Here is a 21,761-nt window from a genome sequence, read left to right on the forward strand (position 1 = left end):
ACCACCTGCCGACCCGGCGGTCAGAGCAGCGGGCCGAGTTGGTCGATCGCGTCGTCAACCCTCGCCGCCAACCACACGTCGTCGAGATCACCGCCGGGAGCGAGACGATCGGCGAGCGACGCGAGCTCCGGCTCGCGGGTTCGCGCGACGCGAGCGGCGGTGCTGTCGGGCAACGTGCGCAACGTGAACGCGAGCGGGAGCAACCTGGCGAAGCGAGCCAGCATCCCGTCGAGCGGACCCGTTCGACCGGGACGCCGCGTCCTCGTGTACTGGTGGTGCGTCCAGAGATCGTCGAGGTCACCGAAGAACTCGTCGCTCGCGGCGAAGTGCACGTGCTCGACGTTCAGTTGGATGGCCGTGGCGGAGCACATCAGACACGGCTCCAGCGTGGAGTAGAGATGGAAACCACGAGCCGAGGACGACGGCATCGCCGCGAGCGCGTTGATCTCGGCGTGAGCGAGGAAGTTGCCCCCGACCTGGCCGACCGGCGGCGCGTTGTCGGTGACGCGATTGCGGCCGGTAGCGACGACGGACTGGCTGGACGGATCGATCAGCACCGCTCCGATGCCGTAGTTCCCGGCCGCGGCCGACGACCACGCTTCCTCGAACGCCACGCGCCACGGCACCCCGAGATCGTCGAGACGATCGGCGCGCCCGCTAGGGAGCGGTCGATCAGGGCCGTGGGACGTGGAGGGCATGGTCACGACGACGACAGAGTGGGTCTGACCCACTCTGTCGCTCAGGCGGTGGCGGGGTCGTGGCCGATCACGACGTCTTCGTCGTCGCCCAGGACGTAGCGGTGGATGGCGGCGCCGATCGCGGCACCGATGATCGGCGCCACCCAGAACAGCCACAGCTGTCCGAGCTGATCGCTTCCGGCGAAGATCGCCTGCGAGGTCGAGCGAGCCGGGTTGACACTGGTGTTGGTCACCGGGATCGAAATGAGGTGGATCAAGGTGAGGGCGAGGCCGATCGCGAGCCCACCCATGATCGGCGCCGCCTTCTTGGCCGTCGCTCCGAGGATGACGATCAGGAACATCGCCGTCAACACCACCTCGACGAGGAACGCCGCACCGAGGCCGTAGCCGCCGGGTGAGAAGTCGCCGTAGCCGTTCGAGGCGAACGCACCCGGTCCCTCACCGATCTCGTAGCCATCAGCTCCGGACGCGATGGTGAAGATGGTGGTCGCACCGAGGACGCCGCCGACGACCTGAGCGATCACGTACCCCACGGCGTCTTTCGGATTGAACCGTCCACCGACGACCATGCCGACCGTGACCGCCGGGTTGAAGTGGCCTCCGGAGATGTGCCCCAGGGCGTACGCGCCCGTGAGCACGGTGAGGCCGAACGCCAAGCTCACCCCGACGAACCCGAGCCCGAGGCTGCTGCCGTTGCCGCCGACACCGAAGTCGGCAGCGAGTACGGCGGCACCGCAACCTCCGAGCACCAACCAGAACGTACCGATCAGTTCGGCAACCAGCGCCTTGACGTTCATGACCATCACCTCTCACTCGGCTCCCACCCGGCGCGAGAGCACGAGCGAAACGCTACGCCATCCACACAGCGGAAGATGACATCCGTCACAGCCAGCGGAGCGACGGAGTGGGGTCGACCCACTCCGTCGCGTCGCGTTCAGCCGCCCAAGAACTCGACGAGCGCGTCGTCGACGACCGACGGGTCGATCCCGCACTTGGCCAACGAGTCCTTGGCCGATGCGATGGCCTCGGGATTCTGAGCCGGCAGATCGGCGAGCAACTCGTTCGCGCCATACGCCTCCACCGCTGTGGCCACGCCGCAGTTCGCGACCTGCGGATCGATGCCCTGACCCGCGAACACGTCGTTGCCGACCAGCAACCCGAACAAGGTGCTCTCCAGCAACCCGTCAGGGGCCTCGGTGGGGAACGTCGACGGATCGATTTCCGGACCCTCTGGCTCGGCCGGGGCTTCGGGCTCGGCCGGCGCCTCGGGCTCAGCCGGCTCGTCTTCCTCCTCCACCACTGGCGGAGGTTCTTCGCCGCGCTGGATCGCGATCGCACGATCGACCTGGTTCTGCGTGATACCGCAATCGAGCGCCGCTCGGCTGATCGGTTCGGCAGCGGCCGGCTCCGCCGTGGCCGCTCCCAAGTCGAGCAGTTCTTCGTCGCTGATGCGACTCGCCAAGGTCTCGATCGCGCAGTTCGCGACGTTCGGTGCGACGCCGACCTGTTCGCCCGTCAACAAGTCGAACAGCACGCCGCCGACGATCGACGTCGGGCGAGCGTCGCCGAACGTCGACGGATCGATCAGCGGCCCCGCCGGCTCGTCGGGAGCGTCCGGGTCGGGCTCGGGTGCGATGGTGGTCGGCGGCGGCTCGGTAGTGGTCGTCGTGGTCGTGGGGAGCGGCACCGCCGCATACGCGACTTCGTCGGCTTCGCCGGTCGAGGTGTCGGCGGCTGCGTACACCGCGATCGCACCCACGACGAGCGCTACGGCACCGACGGCCGCGCCGAGGGTCTGGCCGCCCGGCAACGTGGCCGCCATCCGCACCGACTGGCCCTCGACGACCGGCGTCTCCTGGGTGCCGAGCCAGCCCTTCTCGTCGACCCACACCGACAGCGGCGGCATCGCGACGAGCGCGGCGAGCAGGGCGATCGCGACGTTGAGCGTCACGATGATGCCGAAGTCACGCAGCAGCGGCAACGCCGAGCCGATCAGCACGGCGAACCCACCGATGGTGGTCATCGCCGACGTGAAGAACGCTCGGCCCGTCCGGGACGCGGCCTTGTCGGTCGCCTCGCGAGGTGATTGCCCTGCATGACGTTCTTCGAGATAGCGACCGAGGATCAACACGGAGAACTCGGCACACGTCGCGATCACGAGCGGACCCGACACCGTCGTCAGCGGGCTCAGTTCGAACCCGAGCAGACCCACGAACAGCGACGACGCTCCGACCGCCATCAGCACGGGGACGAGTGCCAGCAGCGCTCGCGTCAGGCTGCGGAGTCGCAGCACGAGGAACAAACCGGCGAGACACAGCGCGAGATAGGTCAGGTTCGCTCGGTTCGCCGAGAGGTTCTCGAGCAGGCCGATGCCGACCGTCGCGAGGCCAGCCGGTGTCGCCTTGATCGCATCCTGGCCCTCCGGCAGATCCGTCAGCAGAATGCTGTCGGCCGGAACCTCGAGCGCTGCGATCCGCGCGTCGAGGTCGGCCGCCAACTCGCCGACCAACTCGGCGCGTTGTTCCAAGCTCGCCTGAGCGAGACGGAGGTTGATCTGCGCAGCCGTGTTGTCATCTCTGAGGAGCGCCCGGGCGATCGCCGGGGTCGCTTCGCGAGCCGCATCGGCAGCGTTGACCATGTCGTTCGTGGTGGGAGCGAGCGGCGTCGCGCCGGGGATGTCGATGATCTTTTCGAGGGTTCCGACGAGACTCGAGGTGGCCACCACCTCAGGGCGCGCCTCGGCGGCAACGGTGAACTCGTACACGAGGTCGACGACCTCCTGGTCGAGCACGTTGTTCGCCGTGACGAGGATCCCGAGGGTCGTCGAGAACTCGGTGCGTTCCTCGAGGAACTCGATGTCTTCGACGGTCTGGCTGCCCTGGTCGATCCACCGGATCGGATCGGACTCGATCTTGGTTCGCCCTTCGACCAACACGCCGCCGACGAACAACACCGTCGCCAGTACGACGATCGGCAGGCCTGCCTTCGCGGGCAGACCGCCCAGCTTCACGACGAGCTTCTCGACCCGCGACTCGCCGCGATCGTCGGTGCGATCGGTCCACTCCCGGATCCCGAGGATCGCCGCCGGGACGATGATGCCGATTGCAACGAGCACCGTGACGCCGACGGCCAGCAGCACGCCGAAGTCGCGGATCATCGGCACCTTCGAGATCCGCAGTGCGAGGAACGCCAGGACGCCGGTGATCGTCGCCGCGATCAACGGTGGCGCGACGTTGGCGATCGACTCGGCGATGGGGTGCTTCTCGTTGTCGAGCACCACCTCCTCCTCGACTCGGTTGTGGACCTGGATCGCGAAGTCGATACCGAGACCGATCAGGATCGGCAGACCCGAGATGGTCACCAGTGACAGGTCGATGCCGATGAGCCCGAGGATCGAAAACGCCCAGACGACACCGATCAGCACGGCGAGCAACGGCAGCAGCCGCCAACGCACCTTGAAGATCAAGAACAGCACGATTGCCATGACGGCGACCGCGGCGAGCCCGAGCGTCAACATGCCACCCTGTAGGTAGTCGTTGATCTCGGCGAGGTAGATCGGCGACCCGGTGACCGTGAGATCGAATCCGTCGAACTGCGCCGTGTCGAGGATCTCGACGATCTTCTCGGTGCCGAGCGTGAGTTCCTCGAGCGTGGCATTGCCGTCGAGCACGACGCCGCCGACAGCGGTCGTGTGCACAGGGATGCCGTCGACGTTCGGGAACGTGCCCTGCAGCGAGAGCCGGATGACGCGCTCGTCGTCGGGCGGCGCGATCGGCGTGTTCGAGTCGTCGACGGTGTAGCCGTCGTTACCGAAGATCAAGACCTCGTTCCACGCGGGGTTGCCGACGTTCCACTCGCTCTGCGGGCCGACCGCACCACGACGGGCGAGGGAGATACCGACATCGGCGCTGCGGGCATCGGCACCGGCCTCGTCGCGGCCGAGGGCTCCGGTCAGCGCTTGCGTGCCGGTCGCCCCACCGACGAGGACGGAGCTGTACGTCAACGACGTGTATGGCGTGACGACGGAGAACACTTCCTCCACCTGCTCCAGCTCGCCGCTGATCCGCTCGAGCTCGGCCAGGTTGTCGCCGACGAAGAGATCGGTGACGTCGGCCTCGGAGCCCTCCTCCGCGGTGAAGAGCAAGATCACGGTCTCGCCACCGAAGTCGGCCTGGAACGACACGTTGTCGATGGCGATCTGGGAATCGGGATTGAGGTAACTGTCCTGTCCCGTGGCGAACTCGATGCGCGTCGCACCGATCGACAGCACGCCCGTCAGCACCACGACGACCGCCACGACGATCTTCCAGTGCTTGCCGAGTTGCACGCCCGCACTGCGCCAGAACTGTTCCATCTCGTTCCTCATCCCCTCGTCACGCCGGGTGGTACCGGCATCCCCTGTCGTCCAGCGAACTGGTTCGTCCGAGCCGGTTCGTGTCCGTCGATCACCGGTTCACCATTTCGCTGTTGTACTCCTCCACCGTCTCACGGGCGCACTGGCACACTCACTCGCCGGTGTACTCCTACACCCTACGCATCCGCGCAACGCTCGCCGAGAAACCGCGTGGCATGCTCGTCGAGTGGACGCACGACCGGACTCGAACGGCGACCCAACGCTGACGACGGCGCTGCTCGACGCGGTCGGCGCCGACGACGTGCTGATCGATGCCGACCTTCGCTCCGGTTACGAAACCGACTGGACCGGCCGGTACGGCGGCCCGTCCATGGCCGTGATTCGCCCGCGCACCACCGACGCCCTCGCCGCGGTCATGCGAGCGTGCAACGACCATGGTGCCGTCGTGATCCCGCAAGCGGGCAACACCGGCCTCGTCGGAGGCAGCGTGCCCCCGGCCGGGCAGGAGAGCGTGCCGGACAGCGAGCGCCCGACGGTGATCGTGTCGATGCGGTCGTTCGACGACATCGGGCCCGTGGATCGCGACGCCATGCAGGTCACCGTCGGCGCCGGGGTCACCCTCGCCCGCTGGCAAGCCGCAGCACGCGCTGCCGGCCTCGACGCGCCGCTCGACTTCGCCGCTCGCGACAGCGCGACGATCGGCGGAGCGATCGCGACCAACGCCGGCGGCTCGAGAGTCGTCCGCTTCGGGACGATGCGCCAACAGGTCGTGGGAATCGAAGCCGTCCTCGCCGACGGATCGGTGGTCGGCTCCCTGAGCCGGCTGCCGAAGGAAACAGCCGGCATGCACTGGCCGTCCCTGCTGGTCGGCTCGGAAGGCACCCTCGGCATCGTCACCCGAGCCCGCCTCCGGCTGGTCCCCCGGTTCGCGCACACGGTCACCGCGTTCGTCTCGCTCGAGTCGATCGGCGACGCGCTCGACCTGCTGCGTCGGTTGCGCACGCGCGGCGCACCGCTCGACGCCGTCGAAGTGATCCAACCCGAAGCGCTCGACCTCGTCGTCGACCACCTCGGCCGCCCGTCGCCCGCTGCACCGCCATCGGCGACCGGCACGGTCCTCATCGTCGAGTGCGCGGCGAACCACGACCCGACCGACGAGTTGGTCGCGACGCTCGCCGACGCGAGCATCGTCGACACAGCGATCGCCACCGACCCCCGACAGCGCGAAGCGATGCTCGAGTTCCGAGACCGCATGACCGAGGCGATCGCCGCGGCCTCGACGCGTCTCGGCACGCCGACGTTCAAGCTCGATGTCGCCGTCCCGCTCTCGGCGCTCGACGACCTGCTGTCGGAAGCCGAGCAGGCTGCGCTCGACGACGGATGCCGCCTCATCTCGTTCGGTCATCTCGCCGAAGGAAACATCCACCTGAACCATCTCGGCGCGCTCGACCCGGATCGCATCGCTCGGCGAGTGCTCGGCGAGGTCGCTCGCCTGGGCGGCACCATCTCTGCAGAGCACGGCATCGGCCGTGCCAAGGCCGCACATCTCCACCTGATTCGATCCGCCGATGACCTCCGGGCCCAGCAAGCGATCAAGACCGCACTCGATCCCAACGCGATACTGAACCCCGGCGTCGTGATCGAGACGCGCGAACGCTGACCACTCGACGCTGGTCACGGTCCCGCGGGCACCGCGACGGACTGGCAGCGGAACGGACGCGTCAGGTCCCGAAGCCGAACCCGAGGTCGGGCGCGGTCAGCAGCGGGCGATAGTCGATCCCGCGCTCGGCGGCCATGGCAGCGCAGGTCCCACCTCGGTCGACGATGACGCTCATCGACACCGGCTCGGCACCGAATGCCGCGATCTCGTCGACGGCCTCGATCAACGAGGTACCGCGAGTGGTGGTGTCTTCGGTGACCAGCACCCGATCGCCGGGCTGGAGTGCGCCCGCGATGCGTCCGGCGATGCCGCCCTGTTTTGCTTCCTTGCGCACGCTGAAACTGCGGAGGTGATGGCCCCGAGTGGCGAGCACCGCGGCGACGCCGTACGCCATCGGGTCGGCCCCCATCGTGAGGCCACCGATCGCATCGATCCCGTCGAGGTCGTCACCGAAGACCTCGACGATCGCGTCGGCGACGAGGAGGATCCCATCGGGACGGCAGGCGGTCTGTTTCGTGTCGAGAAACCACGAGCTGGTCGCGCCCGACTTCAACGTGAACTCGCCGAGCTTGACCGAATGCTCGTCCACGTGCACTCGGAGTCGATCGAGCGTCGGACTCAGCTCCGGACGGGCAGACGGCTCGGACGGCTCGGACGTGGCAGCTGCGGCATCGTCGGACATGCGCGCCACGGTATCCAGGTCAGCACTCGACGACGTTGACCGGGATGCGGACAGCGAGGCCGCCTTCGGCTGTTTCCTTGTACGCGGCGTGCATGTCGAGGGCGGTGTTCCACATCGTGTCGATGACATCGTCGAGCGAGACACGAGCGAGATCAGGATCACTCGACCGGGCGAGCAGCGACGCCGAGATCGCCTTGATCGCCCCCATGGCGTTGCGCTCGATACACGGAACCTGCACCAGGCCGCCGATCGGATCACAGGTGAGACCCAGGTGGTGTTCCATCGCGATCTCGGCGGCCATCAACGACTGGCGGACCGAACCACCACGGCACTCGGTCAGGGCGGCGGCCGCCATCGCCGAGGAGACACCGATCTCGGCCTGGCATCCACCGAGCGCGGCCGAGATCGTCGAACCCTTCTTGAAGATGGCGCCGATCTCCGCGGCGACGAGCAGGAACCGGATCGCCTCCGCATCGAGTTCGGCTCTGCCGTGCGTCGACGGATCGAGCATGCGCAGATGGTGGAACATGACCGCAGGGATCACGCCCGCTGCGCCGTTCGTCGGCGCCGTGACGACGCGACCGAACGCGGCGTTCTCCTCGTTGACCGCAAGCGCGAAGCAACTCACCAGCGCGACCGAATCGTCGAAGCCGACCGGCGCCGTTCGCAGCGACTCGAACCAGAGGTGCGGATCGTCGTTGGGCTCGGTCGGCCCGACCGCACCGGATCCGCCGGACGTGTCGGACGGGCCAGACGGGCCAGACGGGCCAGACGTGTCGGACGTGTCGAGCCGGCCGAACAGATCCGAGTACAGCCGCTTGGCCCGGCGAGTGACGCTCAAGCCACCGGGCAGCACGCCGTCGGTGGAGCAACCGCGCTGGATGCAGGCGAGCATGACATCGCGAATCGCCAGGAGGTCGGCATCGATCTCCTCGTCGCTACGCCAGGTGCGTTCGTTCATCCGAACCACATCGGCAATGGAGTGATCGCCGTCGACACACCATCGCTCGAGGTCGGCCGCCGAGTCGATCGGCGCCGGGAGTCGGGCAGGCGCAAGCGTGCCGCTCTCGGATCGAATCGCTGAGACGGCGATCCCGCCGCTGCGCGTCGGTTCGTCGTGTGTGATGAAGCCGCCACCGATCGAGTAGGCCGTGAACGAGATCGTCTCACCGGCCACGCTCGTCGCACCATCGTCTGCGAGATCATCCGCGCCTTCGGCGTCGCCAGTGGCCAGCGTCGCCGTGAACGTCATCGTGTTCGGATGTGCGTGCTCGGCCGTGGTGCCGTCGAAGCACAGGTCTCGGTCTCGGTCGAACGGCACGGCGTGCATCCCGCCGAGCAGCAACTGGCCGCTGCTGCGAGTGTCGGGTCCGACGCTCGTCACCAGATCGATGTCACAGCTCACGGGATCGTGTCCGGTCAGCCCCATCATCAGCGCCATCCCGGTTCCGTGGCCGCGACCGGTCTTGGCCAGTGAGCCGAACAACTCGACACGGACGGCCGTGACGCGACGCAATTCACCGGTGCTCACCAGCAGTTCGACGAACGCCAGCGCCGCTCGCCACGGACCGAGGGTGTGAGAACTCGATGGGCCGACGCCGATCTTCAACATGTCGAACACGCTGATCGCAGCGTGGCGCTCGTCGTCCGACTCCGGTTGCATGCGTCTCCCCGTTTCCCGTCGTTTCCCCGTCGTGTTGTCGATTGCTCGCCGTCGGTGGTCGGCGCCGGGCGTGCGCCGGTGCTGGGCGCCGGTCCTGAGTGACCGTACTGGTTCAGCGTCGACGGGTGTCTCGAACGAGCACTTCTTGCGCGATGGTGGCCACGTGGACGCCGTCGGGCGCGTACACGTGACCGACGGCGAGCCCGCGACCGTTGACGAGGTGAGCGCAGGCGAAGTCGTACAGGTGCCACTCGTCGGCGATCACCGGCCGGTGGAACCACACGGTGTGATCGAGGCTCGCCGCGAACCGGAACTGGTCGCTGTCGGGCTCGGCCGACATCGGGTGCACGTTGAAGACGGTTTCGGTCGGGAGATCGTCGGAGAGATACGTCATCCAACAGCGGTGGAGCAACTGCCCGTCGAGCGACGACGGATCACCGATCGGGTCGGCCACCTTCATCCAGGTGACCGTGCGACCGCCGCCGTCTCGCTGCGTGCCGGTGACCGCCGTCAGCGGCACGTCGGCTCGTTCGAACGCGGGGGTCCACGTCTCGCTGACCAACTCGTCCGGCCCGGGCACGGTGGGCATCGTCAGGGTCTGCACATCGGCGGCGTCCTCCGGCCGCTGGAACGAACTCTCCGCGTTGAGGATCGCGCCGATCGCCTGACGCGCCACGACGCGGCGCGTCGCAAAGCTGCGCCCGTTACGGATGCGATCGACTTCGTAGCGAATCGGCTCGGAGGCGTCACCGCGGCGGATGAAGTAGGCGCGAATCGAATGAGGTTCGAGTCCGGGCTCCACCGACATGGTCGCCGCCCGCAAGGCTTGCGCCACGATCTGCCCGCCATAGAGACCGCCCCACGGATATTGGGGTCCGGATCCGACGTGGACATCGTGACCATGCGCAGACAGTTCGAACACTGCATTGAAGGTAATGGATTTCGCCGCAATACTGATGTGATGGCGAAGAAGTTCAGGCGTTCAACGATGAGTCCGGAGCACAAGGCAGCCTTGGCGAAAGGCCGCGCCGAAGGCCGCGTCGTGCGCGAGTACCTCGAAGGGCTCCGCGCCACCAAGCCAAAACGTGGACGCAAGCGCACGCCCGAAACCATCACCGCGCAACTCAGCGAGATCGACGCGCAACTCGAGGACGCGAACCCGATCGACGAGTTGATGCTGGTACAGCGTCGGCGCGACCTGCAGGCCGAACTCGACCGGATGTCGGACTCGATCGACATGGAAGCTCGCGAAGCTGCGTTCGTCGAGGTCGCCAAGTCGTACAGCGAATCGAAGAAGATCTCCTACGCCTCGTGGCGCGAGGTCGGCGTCGAAGCGTCGGTGCTGACCAAAGCCGGCATCACCCGCTCGAGCTGATCCGTTCTCGCTCGCGGACCCTGGCGACACGAGCGTCCCCAGGGCTCGGGGTCGCCGTGACCTCGATCGCCGGGACCTCGATCGCCGGGACCTCGATCGCCGGAATCAGTCGAGTGCGTCGAGCGCGGTGAAGATCCGGTCGAGGTGGCGCAGGCTGCGGCGGAGATCGAACGCGCCGTCGAGGACGGCGTCGTCGACCTCGACGTCGGCTTCGAGCAGCGTTCGGAAGTCTCGTCCTTCATCCCACGCTTGCATCGCGTTGCGTTGCACGATGCGATACGCCTCGTCGCGCGTCTTGCCACTCTGGACCAACGACAGCAGCACGGGCTGGCTGAACACGAGGCCATGACTGGCGTCGAGATTGGCCTGCATTCGGTCGGCATCGACGACGAGTCCCTCGAGGAGTCGACGTAGGCGACGCATCACGTAGTACGCCAACTGTGACGAGTCCGGCAGGATGATCCGCTCGACCGAGCTGTGAGAAATATCCCGCTCGTGCCAGAGTGCCACGTCTTGCATGCCAGCCGAGAGATTGGAGCGGAGAACCCGAGCCAGACCGGAGATCGTTTCGGCCGAAATCGGGTTGCGTTTGTGTGGCATCGCCGACGAACCCTTTTGGCCCGGCTTGAAGCCTTCTTGGACCTCACGAACCTCGGTTCGCTGCAGGTGTCGAAGCTCGATCGCCATCAATTCGCACGTGGCACCGATCGACGAACAGGCATAGAGGAACTCGGCGTGACGATCTCGAGCGACGACCTGCGTCGCCGGCACCGGAGTCAGTCCGAGCCGCTCGCCGACGAAACTCTCGACCTCCGGGGGGATGTTGGAGTAGGTCCCGACGGCGCCGCTCAACTTCATCACCGACACCGCCTCGCGGGCGGCGCGAAGACGAGCGCGATCGCGGTCGACCTGCAGCGCCCAGAGCGCGACCTTGGTACCGAATGTCGTGGGCTCGGCATGGATGCCGTGCGTGCGACCGATCATCACGGTGTCGGCATGTCGACGCGCCATGGCGACGAGCGTCGCAACGAGGTCGCTGGCAGCATCGATCATGAGGTCGACCGCGTCGCGCATCGCCCAGCACAGCGCCGTGTCGCCGACGTCGGACGACGTCAGCCCGTAGTGGATCCACGAGCCCGCCGGGTCGTCGATCGCTTCCTGCACGACGTCGACGAAGGCGGCGACGTCGTGGTCGGTGATCTGCTCGCGAGCATGGATCCGCTCCACGAACGCTTCGTCGCTCAGCGGCGCTTTCGCACGGCAGATCTCCGCCGCCTCGGCGGGCACGACACCCACGGCGGCGTGCCCTTCGGTTGCCAGGAGTTCGACCTCGAGCCAGCGACCGAACCGCGCCGGGTCGGACCAGATCGCGTCCATCTCGGGGGTCGAGTAGCGGGGGATCATGAGCTCGCCCACATCAGGTAGTCGTCGCGCTCGGCACCGACACCGACGACGCGCACCGGAATGCCGACTTCGCGCTCGACCACGTCGATGAACGAGCGCGCCTCGGCCGGAAGGTCGCCAGGTTCCCGCGCCTCGCTCAGCGAGGTCCGCCAACCCGGCAACTCGACGTAGACGGGCTCGATGTCTTCCAACACGTCGTAGCGGTCGGGATAGTCGACGATCTCCTCGCCGCGGTAGCGATAGCCGACGCAGATCTTCACCGTGTCGAACCCGTCGAGGATGTCGAGCTTGGTCAGCGAGAGCTCGGTCAGCGAGTTCAGCCGAACCGCGTGCCGCAGCATCACCAGATCGAGCCAGCCACAGCGGCGCGCCCGACCGGTGACCGTACCGAACTCCTTGCCGACCTCGCCGAGTCGCTTGCCGTCGTCGTCGAACAGTTCGGTGACGAACGGACCTGCGCCGACCCGAGTGGTGTACGCCTTGGTGATCCCCACGATGCGATCGATGTCGCGCGGGCCCAGCCCCGACCCGACGCACGCACCGCCAGCCGTCGGATTGGAGGAGGTGACGTACGGATACGTGCCGTGATCGAGGTCGAGAAACGTCGCCTGCGCGCCTTCCAGCAACACGTGAGCACCGCGGGCGAGACCATTGTGCAACAGGCTGATCGTGTCGCAGACGTAGGGAGCGAGCCGCGCTCCCATCACGCCGTACCGCTCGACCATGTCGTCGACATCGAGCGGCTCGCCGCCCGCATCGGTGATCAGCTTGTTCTCGGCCGTGGCCCGTTCGCGGATCAACGTGGCGAAACGCTCGGGATCGATGACATCGCCAGCACGGATGCCGACGCGTCGCGACTTGTCGGCGTAAGCCGGGCCGATTCCCTTGAGGGTCGTGCCGATCTTGTCGTCGCCGCGCATCGCCTCGGCGATCGCGTCGTGGGCCTGGTGCCACGGGAAGATCAGGTGCGCACGGCTCGACACCTTGAGATCGGCACACGAGTTACCCCGCGCTTCGAGCATGTCGATCTCGCTGAACAGCGTCGGCAGATCGACGACCACACCGTTCGCGATGACCGGGATGACGTGCTCGTAGAGAATGCCCGACGGCACCAGTTGGAGCGCGTACTTCTCGCCGTCGACGACGACCGTGTGCCCGGCGTTGTGCCCTCCCTGGTATCGCACCACGAAGGTGTGCTCTTTCGACAGCAGGTCGATGACTTTGGCTTTGCCCTCATCGCCCCACTGGGCTCCGACGACGACGGTGACGGGCATGACGCTCCCCGCGAATTGCTGATGGTGCCGCCTGCTGATCGGCGGACCGGAACGTAGGCGAACCCTATCTCCTCGCCTCTCCCGCTCCCCGTTCCAGCACCAGCACCAGCACCAGCACCAGCAACGGCCGACGTTTCTGCGCATGGCGGTTCGCTGCCGGGCGATGCGGGGTAGAACGGACCGATGCGAACCGGGGATCCGACAACGTCCGAGTCACGACCGAACATCGTGTTCATCATGAGCGACGACCACGCGGCGCACGCGATCTCTGCGTACGGCAGCCGGATCAACTCCACGCCGCACCTCGATCGGATCGCCGAGGGCGGCATCCGAATGGATGCTGCGTTCTGCACGAACTCGATCTGCGCACCGAGCCGCGCGGCGATCCTGACCGGCACCTACAACCACGTGAACGGGGTCACCACGCTCGACACGCACCTCGACAACTCGCTGTGGACGTTCCCGAAGGCACTTCAGGCTGCTGGCTACCAGACGTCGATGTTCGGCAAGTGGCATCTCGGTCATGGCGCGGCGCACGACCCGACCGGTTTCGACCACTGGCGCGTTTTGCCAGGACAGGGGCACTATCACAACCCGGTGTTCCTCGACGCGGAGCTCGGCGTCGTCGAGCGAGGTGGCTACGTCACCGATCTGATCACCGACGACTGCCTCGACTGGCTCGATCGGCGTGACCCCGACCGACCGTTCGCGTTGTTCTGCCACCACAAGGCACCACACCGCTCGTGGGAACCCGACGCGAAACACTTCACGATGTACGACGACGTCGAGATCCCGTATCCCGACACGTTCCGTGACACGTTGGACGGCCGCGCAGAAGTCGTGCAGGCCGTGAAGATGCGGATGCTCGACCTCGACCCGATCGTCGACCTGAAGTCGCCGGTGCCACCTGGGCTCACGCTCGAGGAGGAGATCGACTGGCGCTACCAGCGCTATATCAAGAACTACCTCCGAGTGGTCGCTTCGATCGACGACAACGTCGGTCGCCTGCTCGATGAACTGGACGCCCGCGATCTCACACGCGACACGATCGTCGTCTACACGTCCGATCAGGGGTTCTTCCTCGGCGATCACGGCTGGTTCGACAAGCGCCTGATGTACGAGGAGTCGCTCGCCATGCCACTCCTCATCCGCTACCCCGCAGCGATCTCACCCGGCTCGGTGAGCGACGACATCGTGGTCAACGTCGACTTCGGGCCGACGCTGCTCGACCTGTGCGGCGTCGAGCCGGCACCGCATGTGCAAGGGCGATCGTTCGCCCCGTTGCTGCGCGGTGAACGTCTCGACGGCTGGCCCACCTCGATGTACTACCGGTACTGGATGCACAACGACGGCGCCCACGCCGTGCCGGCCCACTACGGCGTTCGCACCGCCACGCACAAGCTCATCTGCTACTACAACGACCCGCTGGATCAGCCGGGAGCGCGAGGCCCGGCGAACCCGATGGAGTGGGAATTGTTCGACCTGGTCGCCGACCCGATGGAGGTCGACAACCTCTACGGCCGACCGGGGACCGACGCGCTGACCGAGTCGCTGCTCGCCGAACTCACCCGACTCCAAGCCGAGGTCGGCGACACCCCGGCCTGAACGTTCCGTCGCCGAGCCCCGGGCGACAGAGTGGGTCAGACCCACTCTGTCGCTGGCAGATAGCGTCGACCGGGTGAGCGTGATGCGACGTCAGGTCTGGAACGACATGGATCGGTCGGCGCGGGCCGCGCTGATGGATCGAGGGCTCGACGAGATCTTCGACCCCGGCCTTCGCGCCTCGATCAGCACGCTGATCGAGGACGTGCGCGAGCGCGGCGACGCCGCGGTCTGCGACGCCCTCGCCACGTTCGACGGCATCGACGTCGAACCGTCGGGTCTGCGGGTCACCGACGACGAACTCGACTCGGCGGCGGTCAGCGACGCCGTCGACCGGTCGATCGACGACGCGATCATTCACCTCCGCTCCTTCAACGAGGCGCAGCTCGAGCGCGCCTCCGACTGGCAGATCGAATCGGAACCCGGCCTCACGGTCGGCGAGAAGATCACTCCGATCTCGTCGGCCGGATTGTTCACGCCCTCGGGGAAGGCCAGCTATCCGAGCGTCGCCTACCAGCTCGCCGTGCCGGCGGTCGTGGCCGGCGTCCCCGAACTCGCCCTCGTCGTCCCACCCATCCCCGGCGGCACGGGTGACGTCGACCCGGCCGTCCTGGTCGTCTGCCGGAAGCTCGGAGTGCGCGACGTGTTCCGGGTCAACGGGCCCGCCGGCATCGCGGCGCTCGGCTTCGGAACCGAGTCGATCCCGAAGGTCCGCAAGGTCGTCGGACCCGGCTCGCCCGCCGTCACCATCGCCCAGGTCGAGATGCAGCGCTACGGCGTGTCCACCATGATGCTGCTCGGGCCGACCGAGAGCCTGGTGATCGCCGACTCGACGGCCGACGCGGAACTGCTCGCCGCCGACCTGCTCATCGAGGCCGAGCACGGCGCCGACTCCTCCGTCGTCCTCCTCACGGATTCGTCGGCGCTCGCGGACGCCGTCGACGTCGAACTCGACCGCCAACTCGCCGTGCTCCCGAACATCCGATCCGACGCGGCGCGATCCTCGCTCGGCCCGAACGGGGGCTGTGTGCTCACCGACGACATCGGCGCCGCGGTCGCCATCGCCAACGAGTTCGCGGCAGAGCATCTGCAGGTCGTCGTCGCCGACAACGTGCTCGACGACGTCCTCGACGGTCTCGTGAACGCGGGCGAGATCCTCATCGGCCAGCACACACCGTTCAGCGCCGGCAACTTCATCATCGGGTGCCCGGCATCGCTCCCGACGAGTGGCTTCGCGCACGTGTCGTCCGGTATCACCGCCGACACGTTCCTGAAGCGCACCGCGGTCGCTCGCGCTGACGCACGAGCAGCGGCACGCATGGCGCCGTCGGTCATCGCGCTCGCGGAACACGAAGGATTCCCGGCGCACGCTGCCGCCCTTCGCCTGCGCCAAGGCTGAACGGGCGCCGGCGTCACGGTCCGGGCGTATCGGTTTGTGTCTGACACAAACCGATACGCGGGAGGTACCCGGTCGGCGTGGTGATCGGGCGTACTGTTGGAGCCATGACGGCAGTGCTCCTCGTTGAGGACGACGAGCGGATCAGCGAACCGCTCGTTCGCGTACTGCGCGCCGAAGACCTCGACGTCACCCACGTCGCCGGCGGTCAACTCGCGCTCGATGAGGTCGCCGCATCGCGGCCCGATCTCGTCCTGCTCGACCTCACGTTGCCGGACCTCGACGGACTCGACGTCTGTCGTCGGTTGCGAGTCGACCATCCCGACCTGCCGATCATCATGCTGACAGCCCGTGCCGAGGAGATGGACGTGATCGTCGGGCTCGGCGCAGGAGCGGACGACTACGTCGCCAAGCCATTCCGGCTCGCTGAACTCGTCGCTCGCATCAAGGCGCGGCTGCGCGTCGCCGAACAGACGCGCAGCCCGTCACGACCGACGCTCGTCCTGATGGGAGCCGGTATCGAACTCGACACGGCGAGCCGCCGCTGCCACGTCACCGACCCGAGCAACGGCGCTCGGTCGGAAGTCGAACTCACCACCAAGGAGTTCGACCTGATGCGCCTCCTCATGGCCGACCCCCGCGTCACGCTCAAGCGTGACGACATCATGGCGGCGGTCTGGGACGAGAACTGGTGGGGGTCGACCCGCACCCTCGACACCCACGTGTCGACACTGCGCAAGAAGATCCTCGACCGCACCGAACCACCGTCGAAGATCGTCACCGTCCGCGGCGTCGGCTTCCGATTCGAACCCGGCGACGACGACCGATCGGACTGACGTGCGCCGTCGTCTCGTGCTGTCGACGCTGGCGGTCGTCGTGGTCGTCATGGCCGTACTGCTCGCCCCGGTCGCCTTGGTCGTCAACGCAGCCGCCGACCCCGACGAGCAGAACGGACTGTTCGCGCGCATCGCGGTCATCGCGGTGTTCGCGCTCGCGGCGGCCGCAGCGCTGTCCGCCGTCCAGGCTCGACAACTCGCTCGCCCACTCGAACGGCTCGCTCGCAGTGCGGGCCGGGTCGGCGACGGTGACTTCAGCACCCCGGCACAGCCGTCCGGGATCGACGAGATCGACGACATCGCGCGATCGTTGCGACTCAGCGCCAACCGCGTCGACCGGATGCTGGAGGCCGAGCGCGGCTTCACTGCCGACGCGACACATCAGCTACGCACCGGACTCACCGGGCTGGCGATCCGGCTCGAACTCCTCGAACGCCACCACGACCCAGAGGTCGCCGCTGAGGCAGCGGCGATCCTCGAGCAGACGCACGAACTCAACTCGACCCTCGACGAACTCCTTGCCGTCGCGCGCAAGGGCAGCACCGGAGAGCGGGCGGTCGTGCAACTCGTCGAGATCGTCGATGATCACATCGACGACTGGCGCGTGCGATTCGACCGCCTCCGCCGCCAAGTCGTCGTGACCACCTCGGTGACCGCGCCGGTTCGCGCCACGCGTGGCCTCGTCGGACAGATCGTCGACATCTTGCTGGACAACGCGCTTCGCCACGGCGCGGGGACGGTCATGGTGCTCGTGGAGAAGGGATCGATCACCGTGTCCGACGAGGGTGCGGGCATCCGAGACGAGGCCGCGGGTTCGCTGTTCGAGCGGCCCACCGATCATCAAGCGGCGCACGGTCGAGGGCTCGCTCTGGCCCGGCGGCTCGCCGAATCCGACGGTGGGCGACTGGAACTGGCCGAGCGTCGACCGGCATGCTTTCGACTCACCTACGTGCCCGCCGACGCCTGATCGCTGTCGGGTCACCAGATCGCGCGGAGCGACACTCGATGCCACGCACCGTCGTCGGCCTGATCGACGGACGGGAGCGGGCGAAAAAGCCGAGAGCCCCGGGCGAACCCGGGGCTCCAGCGGAAGGAATGAACTCAGTCTGGCACACGATCGAGGCCGCCGTGGCAAGCGGGGGTCAAGAACTTGCCGAACACGTGAAGTGGGGTGACCGGCCTGCGACGGAGCGTGGCGACAGAGTGGGTCTGACCCAGTCTGTCGTTCAGCCGGCGGGTACGGCGGGGGTTGCGGAGACCGAGAGCCGATCTTCCGGGCCGGCACCTGCCGACACCGTGATCGTGCCGCCGTCGTTCAGCGAACCACCCAGGATCAGCACCGAGGCCGGGTCGGCGATCTCACGCTGGATGATCCGCTTCAACGGACGGGCACCGAACGCCGGGTCGTACCCTTCACGGGCGAGTTGCGCCATCGCCGCGGATCCGATGTCGAGATCGATCTTGCGATCGGCGAGTCGCCGACGCAGACGCTCCAACTGGATCTCGACGATCGGCAGCAGGTCGTCTTCGGTCAGCGAGCGGAAGCGGATGATGTCGTCGACGCGGTTGATGAACTCCGGCTTGAAGAACTCGCTCGGATCACCGGGCAGGTTCGACGTCATGATCAGCACGACGTTGGTGAAGTCGACCGTGCGTCCCTGGCCATCCGTCAGACGCCCGTCGTCGAGCAACTGCAACAGCGTGTTGAACACATCGGGATGTGCCTTTTCGATCTCGTCGAGCAAGACCACCGAATACGGACGACGGCGCACCGCTTCGGTCAGTTGGCCGCCTTCGTCATAGCCGACATATCCGGGAGGCGCGCCGATCAGTCGGGACACGGAGAACTTCTCCATGTACTCGCCCATGTCGATGCGCACCATCGCCCGCTCGTCGTCGAACAAGAACTCGGCGAGCGCCCGCGCCAGCTCGGTCTTGCCGACACCGGTCGGGCCGAGGAACATGAACGAGCCGATCGGACGATTGGGATCGGAGAGACCCGCCCGTGAGCGCCGAATCGCGTTCGCGACCGAGGTGACCGCCGCGTCCTGGCCGATGACACGCTCGTGCAGCAGTTCTTCGAGATGCACCAGCTTGGCGGTCTCCGATTCCATGAGCCGGGTGACGGGCACCCCGGTCGCCTTCGCGACGACCTCGGCGATGTCTTCCGCGTCGACCTCCTCTTTGAGCATGGCCTTGGTCGCCTGCAACTCGTCGAGGTGCGCGGTGGCCTCCTCGATGCGTCGCTCGATCTCGGGCACGCGTCCGTAGCGGATCTCGGCAGCGAGGTTCAGGTCGGTCTCACGTTCGAGCTGATTCCGCAGGCCTTCGAGCTCTTCTTTCAGCGAACGGATTGCGCCGATCGCCTGCTTCTCCTGCTCCCAGTGCTGCTTCATCTCGCCGATCTGCACGTTGAGGCCCGCGAGTTCGTCGTGCAGCGCGTCGAGACGCTCCTTCGACGCCTGGTCGCTCTCCTTTTCGAGCGCGACCTGCTCGATCTCGAGTTGCAGGATGCGGCGCTGCACCACATCGATCTCGGTCGGCAACGAATCGATCTCGATACGCAGCTTGGAGGCCGCTTCGTCGACGAGGTCGATCGCCTTGTCGGGCAGGAACCGAGACGTGATGTAGCGGTCGGACAGCACCGCCGCGCTGACGAGCGCAGAGTCCTGGATCCGCACACCGTGATGCACCTCGTAGCGCTCCTTGAGCCCTCGCAGGATGCCGACCGTGTCTTCGACCGACGGTTCACCGACGTAGACCTGCTGGAAGCGGCGCTCCAGCGCCGGATCCTTCTCGACGTACTTGCGGTACTCGTCGAGCGTCGTCGCACCGATCATCCGCAGCTCGCCGCGGGCGAGCATCGGCTTGATCATGTTGCCGGCGTCCATCGCGCCTTCGGCGCCGCCCGCTCCGACGATCGTGTGCAATTCGTCGACGAACGTGATGACTTCGCCTTCGGCATCGGTGATCTCCTTGAGCACCGCCTTGAGCCGCTCCTCGAACTCACCGCGATACTTCGCTCCAGCGAGCATCGAGCCGACGTCGAGCGAGATCAGTCGCTTGTTCTTCAGCCCTTCGGGGACGTCACCATCGGCGATGCGAGCCGCCAACCCTTCGACGATGGCCGTCTTGCCGACACCCGGCTCGCCGATCAGGACCGGGTTGTTCTTCGTGCGTCGCGACAACACCTGGATGGTCCGGCGGATCTCGTCGTCTCGGCCGATGACGGGATCGATCTTGCCGTTCGCGGCGAGTGCCGTCAGGTCTTGGCCGTACTTCTCGAGCGCGGCGAACTTGTCTTCGGGGTTCTGGTCGGTGACGCGATGCGAGCCGCGCACGTCTTTCAACACCTGCATCAACTCCTCGGAGCCGACGTCGAGGCGATCGTTCATCGCGAGCAGCAGATGCTCGACCGACAGGTAGTCGTCGCGGAAGTCCTTCTGATACTGCTGCGCGACCGCGACCTTGTTCTCGAGCTCCTTGCTCATCCGCGGCTCTTGTCCGCCGTACGCGTTGGGGAGCTTGGCGACCGCGTCGTCGACGCGGTTGCGGATCATCAGCGGGGCACGGCCGAGCTTGGCGAGCACGGCGGGGACGATCGTGCCTTCCTGGCGCATGATCGCACTCAGCACGTGATCGGGGGTCAGCTCGGGGTTCGAGCGCGCCTTCGCGTCGTCGATCGCCGCCGAGAACGCTTCTTGCGTCTTGACGGTCCATTTCTTCGGATCGATGGCCATGGGTGCCCTCCTGCCCAGCTCGCCTGAGCTCTGTCTCTCGCTTCGAGATCACCCGACGATCGGACGATCAATTGCTCACTCACCAAACTTGAGTCTTATCATATCAGGTTCGGAGTTATCCACAACCTCGCACCGTGACGATGACCGGGACGACGACCGGGACGATGACCAGGGATGCACGGCGTCAACTCGGCGTCGGGACGAGGTCCTTGTACGAACGGACGCCGGGGTCCATCGCCCCGACCGCCGCGGCGATCGCCTCGCGGTCGGCGCGGTCGAGTCGCGCGACCGGGATGATGTAGGTGCGGATCGTGAAGAGGACCGCGAGCGTCCGCTCGAAGCGGCGCAACGTCTCGCGCTCCACACGCAGATAGACGTCGTCGGATGCCGGATCGACGGTACGGCCGGTCGAGGGCGGTTCGAAGCCGTCGTGCGAATCGATCAGCCCCCAGCCCAAGCGCCAGAACGAGCGATCGGGTCGGAGGCGGTCGAGGAACGAATCGATCGCAGGTTGGAGTTGTTCGTTCAGGTCAGCGACCGGGTCGTGCACTTCGGCCATCGTGCGTCCGAGCTTCGATCGTAGGTCCCATCGATTCGGGAAGCACACCGAACCGCCGCCGAACACCAGACGTCCGTCGCGCTCGACCATGACCACCAGGTCGTCGGGGACGAGCCGGGCGGCGGCATCGAGCGGATGCAACGCCGGATCGAGCGCCGAGCCGACGTGGGCCGACACGGCGTCGGCGATCTCGTTCGACTCAGGCTCGATGTCGTCACGCACGACGAACACGTCGTCGCAGCGCGCCGCCATCAACTGCTGTTTCTCGGCGATCCAACCGGCTGCGTCGGGGCCGAACTCGAACCAGTCGGCCAGGTCCAGCGGTCGGACGCCCAACCTCCACCGGAATCGCCCGTCGACCACCACGCCCCGTTCGGCGAAGGGCCGATGAGGAAGTACATCGACCAACGGCACACCGCGATCCTACGCCGAGGCACAGGCCCATCGCCCGACAGACGCGTGGCGGACGGACGACGCGACGCGACCAGACCGAACCGGCGTTGCCCCTACAACCACGA

Annotated in this window: 16 protein-coding genes; 6 read left to right on the forward strand and 10 right to left on the reverse strand. The window is 66.9% G+C overall.

Annotation, left to right across the window (positions count from 1 at the left end):
* Positions 1-20: 20 nt before the first annotated feature.
* From ACE37B_RS10565 to ACE37B_RS10575, 3 genes are all read right to left on the reverse strand, one after another.
* Entirely contained in the window at positions 21-626 is a 606-nt protein-coding gene (locus ACE37B_RS10565; RefSeq protein WP_409923288.1) for a nucleoside deaminase, read from the reverse strand.
* Between the two features lie 113 nt (positions 627-739).
* Positions 740-1,501 (reverse strand): aquaporin Z, encoded by a 762-nt coding sequence (aqpZ, locus tag ACE37B_RS10570; RefSeq protein ID WP_409923289.1) that lies wholly within the window; start codon positions 1,499-1,501, stop codon positions 740-742.
* Between the two features lie 131 nt (positions 1,502-1,632).
* Complete coding sequence (locus ACE37B_RS10575; protein ID WP_409923290.1) at positions 1,633-5,064, reverse strand: efflux RND transporter permease subunit; 3,432 nt, start codon at positions 5,062-5,064, stop codon at positions 1,633-1,635.
* 214 nt (positions 5,065-5,278) lie between these two features.
* On the opposite strand from ACE37B_RS10575, the gene ACE37B_RS10580 reads away from it, so the two are divergent.
* On the forward strand, positions 5,279-6,712 hold the full coding sequence (locus ACE37B_RS10580) for an FAD-binding oxidoreductase (RefSeq protein WP_409923291.1): 1,434 nt from the start codon (positions 5,279-5,281) through the stop codon (positions 6,710-6,712).
* A 61-nt stretch (positions 6,713-6,773) separates the two neighbouring features.
* On the opposite strand, the gene pyrE is transcribed toward ACE37B_RS10580, so the two are convergent.
* The 3 genes from pyrE to ACE37B_RS10595 form a co-directional block, all read right to left on the reverse strand.
* A complete protein-coding gene (gene pyrE / locus ACE37B_RS10585) occupies positions 6,774-7,394 on the reverse strand; it encodes an orotate phosphoribosyltransferase (RefSeq protein ID WP_409923292.1) in 621 nt (206 codons plus the stop codon).
* Between the two features lie 19 nt (positions 7,395-7,413).
* Entirely contained in the window at positions 7,414-9,057 is a 1,644-nt protein-coding gene (locus ACE37B_RS10590) for an L-serine ammonia-lyase, iron-sulfur-dependent, subunit alpha (protein WP_409923293.1), read from the reverse strand.
* A 112-nt stretch (positions 9,058-9,169) separates the two neighbouring features.
* Positions 9,170-9,979 carry an acyl-CoA thioesterase gene (locus tag ACE37B_RS10595; RefSeq protein WP_409923294.1) on the reverse strand — a complete coding sequence of 270 codons (810 nt, stop codon included), beginning with the start codon at positions 9,977-9,979 and terminating at the stop codon, positions 9,170-9,172.
* 39 nt (positions 9,980-10,018) lie between these two features.
* Here ACE37B_RS10595 and ACE37B_RS10600 point away from each other — a divergent pair, with 39 nt between their 5' ends.
* A complete protein-coding gene (locus ACE37B_RS10600) occupies positions 10,019-10,432 on the forward strand; it encodes a hypothetical protein (protein WP_409923295.1) in 414 nt (137 codons plus the stop codon).
* A gap of 105 nt (positions 10,433-10,537) precedes the next feature.
* Here ACE37B_RS10600 and purB read toward each other — a convergent pair whose 3' ends face one another.
* Positions 10,538-11,848 carry an adenylosuccinate lyase gene (gene purB / locus ACE37B_RS10605; RefSeq protein ID WP_409923296.1) on the reverse strand — a complete coding sequence of 437 codons (1,311 nt, stop codon included), beginning with the start codon at positions 11,846-11,848 and terminating at the stop codon, positions 10,538-10,540.
* On the reverse strand, positions 11,833-13,110 hold the full coding sequence (locus ACE37B_RS10610; protein WP_409923297.1) for an adenylosuccinate synthase: 1,278 nt from the start codon (positions 13,108-13,110) through the stop codon (positions 11,833-11,835). Before ACE37B_RS10610 ends, purB begins: the two co-directional genes overlap by 16 nt.
* A 183-nt stretch (positions 13,111-13,293) precedes the next feature.
* On the opposite strand from ACE37B_RS10610, the gene ACE37B_RS10615 reads away from it, so the two are divergent.
* From ACE37B_RS10615 to ACE37B_RS10630, 4 genes are all read left to right on the forward strand, one after another.
* The gene (locus tag ACE37B_RS10615; RefSeq protein ID WP_409923298.1) at positions 13,294-14,715 is read left to right on the forward strand and encodes a sulfatase; all 1,422 of its coding nucleotides are present in this window, start codon (positions 13,294-13,296) and stop codon (positions 14,713-14,715) included.
* Between the two features lie 82 nt (positions 14,716-14,797).
* The gene (gene hisD / locus ACE37B_RS10620) at positions 14,798-16,111 is read left to right on the forward strand and encodes a histidinol dehydrogenase (RefSeq protein ID WP_409923668.1); all 1,314 of its coding nucleotides are present in this window, start codon (positions 14,798-14,800) and stop codon (positions 16,109-16,111) included.
* 104 nt (positions 16,112-16,215) lie between these two features.
* Positions 16,216-16,944, forward strand: a complete 729-nt coding sequence (locus ACE37B_RS10625) for a response regulator transcription factor (protein ID WP_409923299.1) — start codon at positions 16,216-16,218, stop codon at positions 16,942-16,944.
* Between the two features lies 1 nt (position 16,945).
* Positions 16,946-17,911: a sensor histidine kinase gene (locus ACE37B_RS10630; protein ID WP_409923300.1), complete on the forward strand. Its 966-nt coding sequence runs from the start codon at positions 16,946-16,948 to the stop codon at positions 17,909-17,911.
* Between the two features lie 259 nt (positions 17,912-18,170).
* Here the strand turns inward: ACE37B_RS10630 and ACE37B_RS10635 are convergent, their stop codons facing one another.
* Positions 18,171-20,684 (reverse strand): ATP-dependent Clp protease ATP-binding subunit, encoded by a 2,514-nt coding sequence (locus tag ACE37B_RS10635; protein ID WP_409923301.1) that lies wholly within the window; start codon positions 20,682-20,684, stop codon positions 18,171-18,173.
* Positions 20,685-20,868: 184 nt separating this feature from the next.
* Positions 20,869-21,657 (reverse strand): heme-dependent oxidative N-demethylase family protein, encoded by a 789-nt coding sequence (locus ACE37B_RS10640; protein WP_409923302.1) that lies wholly within the window; start codon positions 21,655-21,657, stop codon positions 20,869-20,871.
* Between the last annotated feature and the right edge of the window lie 104 nt (positions 21,658-21,761).

This window comes from Ilumatobacter sp., assembly GCF_046290335.1.
Classification (GTDB): Bacteria; Actinomycetota; Acidimicrobiia; order Acidimicrobiales; family Ilumatobacteraceae; genus Ilumatobacter_A.